General features: G+C 55.4%; 2 protein-coding genes. One reads left to right on the forward strand and one right to left on the reverse strand.

Annotation, left to right across the window (positions count from 1 at the left end):
* Positions 1 to 222: 222 nt before the first annotated feature.
* Complete coding sequence (locus tag FHS72_RS18355) at positions 223 to 855, forward strand: tyrosine-type recombinase/integrase (protein ID WP_183531187.1); 633 nt, start codon at positions 223 to 225, stop codon at positions 853 to 855.
* Positions 856 to 1,217: 362 nt separating this feature from the next.
* Here the strand turns inward: FHS72_RS18355 and ilvD are convergent, their stop codons facing one another.
* The gene (ilvD, locus tag FHS72_RS18360) at positions 1,218 to 3,071 is read right to left on the reverse strand and encodes a dihydroxy-acid dehydratase (RefSeq protein ID WP_050527167.1); all 1,854 of its coding nucleotides are present in this window, start codon (positions 3,069 to 3,071) and stop codon (positions 1,218 to 1,220) included.
* Positions 3,072 to 3,384 lie beyond the last annotated feature (313 nt).

The following is a 3,384-nucleotide window of genomic DNA, read 5'->3' on the forward strand; positions in this document are numbered from 1 at the left end:
ACCAGACTGCGAAGAGAAGCGTGACCCGGATGAGTGACAATGACCCGAAACTAAAAAGGAAAAGGAGCTTGACCCAAACACCCAATTAGAGAAGCCGCCTTTTGCTTTCGCAGAAACTCTTGATGACGCGCCTGCGGCGAAGCCGTCATTAGTTTTTAGGCTATAATACGTCGTCAGCGCTGTGTTGATGTTTGGGCAGGAGGGTTGGATGGAGGGCAAATCATGCCAAGAGTTCAACTTCCCGCGGTCACCCCAAAACGAAGAGCCTGGAATAAGGGCCGCCTCGTCGGGCAAAAGCGCCCGCTACTTCCCAAACAGGTCTGGGCCATCCGCGCTCGCCTCGAACTAGCGGGTAATCTCCGCGATCTAGCATTGTTCAACGTCGCAATAGATAGCAAGTTACGCGGTTGCGACTTGGTGTCACTGAAGGTCATTGACCTACTCAGGGACGACCGAATTCGTGAAAGAGTGTCCGTAGTTCAAAGTAAAACGAACAAGCCTGTTCAGTTTGAACTGGCTGAAAACACGCGAGAAACTGTGACCAACTGGATCAAGTCTCCGGAAATAATCGGGAGCCAATTCTTGTTTCCGAGCCGTTTTCATGATCGCCCGCACATATCAACACGCCAGTATGGGCGTTTGGTTAGGGACTGGGTTGTTTCCATTGGGCTAGAGCCTAGTGGCTATGGCACCCATTCCATGCGCCGAACAAAGGTGGCGGAAATCTACCGCAAGACAGGCAACCTGCGTGCCGTCCAGCTTTTGCTTGGACACACAAAGGTTGATAGCACCGTCAGATATCTGGGGGTCGAGCTCGAAGACGCGCTAAGCATTTCCGAGCGGATCGACATCTAAGAACCTTGACGAACGGCAGGAGCCGTTCGTCATTTCGAAGCGGCCGTGATCGATTGATACTTCCTACGGCAGCGCTGAGCCCAATGTTGCAAGATTTCTGCTTCGCAGCGAATGACTGCCAGCGCAACATCGCCAGAAACGTTCAACAATCGGTTAGGATTGGAACGGAGTTTTTGGTAGCGTGATCTGAGGTGGTTTGCACATATGCCAAAAACGAGCATTTCTGGAATGCCACCAAAGTTCGTTTATCGGCATTACAGGTAGCCCTGTTCCACCTTACGCTTTGCTACCTCTGACAGAGCATCAACCGCTAGTCCCTCGTGGCGTCATTGCAAGATTTGTTCGTTGAGTAACGCTAAGGGTTAAGGTGATTTAATTAGCCTTGAGATATCACGCACGGCTCCTTTCGCGGCACTGGTAGTCAAAGCCGCATAGGCTTGCAGTGCCTTGGACACTTTACGCTTGCGCAGCACTGCCGGATGCCAGCCGGTTACATCTTGTGTGGCGCGGCGGGCAACCAAAGTTGCACCATCGACGGCTAGGTGGATCGAACGGTTTGGGATGTCGATCTCGATCTTGTCGCCATTTTTTACCAGCCCGATGGTGCCACCTTCTGCTGCTTCGGGCGAGACATGCCCAATAGATAGACCGGAGGTGCCGCCAGAGAAGCGACCATCGGTTAGCAAGGCGCAGGCCTTTCCCAAGCCTTTGGATTTCAAATAAGACGTGGGATACAGCATTTCCTGCATGCCAGGCCCGCCGCGCGGCCCCTCGTAGCGGATCACAACCACGGCACCCTCCTTGACCTTGCCGGTCAGGATGTCGCTGATGGCGGATTCCTGGCTCTCGCAGACATGAGCGGTGCCTATAAATTTCAGGATCGAGGCATCGACCCCAGCCGTTTTCACAATACAGCCTTCTGCCGCGATGTTGCCAAACAGGACCGCAAGGCCGCCATCCTCGCTGAAGGCATGGGCCTTGGACCTGATCACGCCCTTTTCACGGTCCTTGTCCAATTTCTTGAACCGGTTTTCCGTGCTGAAGGCCTGCGTGGTGCGCACGCCCCCAGGGGCCGCTTTGAACAGGCTCTCGGCCTCAGGGTTATTGGCAACCTTGATGTCCCACTGCGCGATCGCTTTGCCCATCGTCATAGAATGCACAGTGCTGCAGTCGTCGTTCAACAACCCGGCCCGCGACAGCTCTCCCAAGATAGAGAAGATGCCACCGGCGCGATGCACGTCTTCCATGTGGACGTTGGCGATGTTCGGCGAGACCTTACACAGACAGGGTACCTGGCGTGATAGACGATCGATGTCGTCCATCGTGAAATTGACCTCGCCCTCGCTGGCGATGGCCAGCAGGTGCAGCACAGTATTTGTCGATCCGCCCATCGCGATATCTAGGCTCATCGCATTCTCGAATGCCTCAAACCTAGCAATCTCGCGCGGCAGCAAGCCTTTTTCCTCAGCCTCGTAGTGGCGCTTGGTAATATCGACGATGCAGCGACCGGCCTCCAAGAACAGGGATTTGCGGTCAGCATGGGTGGCCAGCGTGGACCCGTTTCCGGGCAGCGCCAGACCCAGTGCCTCGGCCAGGCAGTTCATTGAATTGGCGGTGAACATACCGGAACACGATCCACAGGTTGGGCAGGCGTTTTCCTCGATGTTCTGGACCTGCGCGTCGGTCAGCGTCTCACTGGCGGCTGCGACCATCGCATCGACCAGGTCAATCTTGGTCATCTCAAGGTCCGCGATGTCGATCTTACCAGCCTCCATCGGGCCACCGGACACGAAAATCACGGGGATGTTCAATCGCATCGCGGCCATCATCATGCCTGGCGTGATCTTATCGCAATTGGAAATGCAAACCATCGCGTCGGCGCAATGGGCGTTGACCATGTACTCCACGCTGTCGGCGATGATCTCTCGCGAGGGGAGTGAATACAGCATCCCGTCATGGCCCATCGCGATACCATCATCGACGGCGATCGTGTTGAACTCTTTCGCGACCCCCCCGGCCTTTTCGACCTCTCTAGCGACAAGCTGGCCCAGATCCTTCAGGTGGACGTGGCCGGGAACGAACTGGGTAAAACTGTTGACAATGGCGATGATAGGTTTGCCAAAATCGCCGTCGGTCATCCCTGTCGCGCGCCAAAGACCACGGGCACCCGCCATATTTCGGCCATGTGTACTTGTTCTCGAACGATAGTGAGGCATCTTTTCCACCTTAGACAAACTATGCTCAGTGTACGTCCGTAACGCGAGGAAGAAAATGGGCCAATCACCCAGTATCGTCCGGTCACTGGCGTTTGCGTCTAGGTGGCTTGTAGCGTGGCTGGTCAGCCCTATCGTAGATCGTGCCACCTGTCTGATCTGGTCGGACACTTACACCCTCCCAAAAGCGACCGTTTTTGGCATGACTCCAAGGTCCGCTGTGCGGACAAAGCCGACCTTGTCGTTCGCTTGACCAACGGCCGCTTTCAAACACAGCGCAGGCAGCGAGATGCACCAAGACCGAGAAGCGGTCGTC

Source organism: Yoonia ponticola (genome assembly GCF_014199395.1).
Classification (GTDB): domain Bacteria; phylum Pseudomonadota; class Alphaproteobacteria; order Rhodobacterales; family Rhodobacteraceae; genus Yoonia; species Yoonia ponticola.

Excerpts from the sequence above, each read along its gene's own strand:
- ilvD (WP_050527167.1), bottom strand. The coding sequence starts at position 3,071 with ATGCCTCACTATCGTTCGAGAACAAGTACACATGGCCGAAATATGGCG.
- FHS72_RS18355 (WP_183531187.1), top strand. The coding sequence starts at position 223 with ATGCCAAGAGTTCAACTTCCCGCGGTCACCCCAAAACGAAGAGCCTGG.